The 1,065-nt window shown below is 59.2% G+C and carries 1 protein-coding gene; it reads left to right on the forward strand.

The genetic code is table 11. From position 1 onward, the window contains the following. A partial coding sequence (locus EOL86_15535) for a phage major capsid protein (GenBank protein NCD26982.1) occupies window positions 1-967 on the forward strand: 967 nt, incomplete at its 5' end. Between the last annotated feature and the right edge of the window lie 98 nt (window positions 968-1,065).

Genomic DNA, 1,065 nt, shown 5'->3' on the forward strand with positions numbered 1-1,065 from the left:
CGCAGCTGCCGAGCGCCATCTGAAAGTGGTCAACGCCGCCTCGGGCGGAACCACCGGCATCGACTCCGAAGGTGGCTACCTGGTCGAAACCGACAAGGCCGCTGACATCATGACCACTGCCATTGAAACCGGCGTTCTGGCCTCCCGCTGCACTCAGCAGCCCATTGGCGCGAATGCCGATTCGTTCAGCTATTTGGCTGGCGATGACCGCGACCGCTCGACCGGCAAGCGCAACGGCATTCAGGTTTACCGCAAGGGCGAAGCTGACACCATGGTCAGTTCCGGCAAGGCTCAGTTGAAGGAACGCGAGCTGCGCGTGGAAGACATGTATGGTCTGATCTACGTCACCAATCGCATGCTGGCCGACGCGGTGGCCATGGCCGAATACTCGAAGCGTTGCCTTCGTGAACAACTCGCGTTCAAGCTGGATCTGGAAATCTTCCAGGGCAACGGCGCTGGTCAGTGCCTTGGCATCATCAATTCCGGCCTCCCTGTTTCCGTGGCAAAGGAAAGCGCACAGGCGAATGACACCATCATCGCCGAGAACGTGGTCAAGATGCTTGCTCGTTTCAAGGGCAACATCGGCGGCGCGGCTTGGTTCGTGAATCAGGATTGTCTGCCCCAGTTCCCGCTCATGAAGATTGGCGACACCCCGATCTTCGTCCCCGGTGGAAGCTTTGCGAATGCGCCCTTTGGCGTACTCCTGGGTCGCCCGATTGTGCCCATCGAGTTCTGCAAGACCGTTGGCGACAAGTGGGACATCATCCTTGGCGACTTCTCCGAGTATCTGTTGATCCGTAAGGGTGGCGTCGAGGAAGCCGAGTCCATGCACGTCAAGTTCCTGACCGACGAAATGGCCTTCCGTTTCAAGGCCCGGAACAACGGCCAGCCCATGCATGACAGCCCCATCACCCCGCTGAATGGCAGCAACACCCTGTCGCCCTTCGTAACCCTGGACGCCCGCTAAAGGAGGACGCCACATGAACCTGATTGAAAAAACCAAGATTGTTGCCGCCATCCCGCCCCAGGCGGGGGCGGCCATTACCGGCGATTATGTCAGCCTTA

This window comes from Deltaproteobacteria bacterium, from assembly GCA_009930495.1.
Taxonomy (GTDB): Bacteria; Desulfobacterota; Desulfovibrionia; order Desulfovibrionales; family Desulfomicrobiaceae; genus Desulfomicrobium.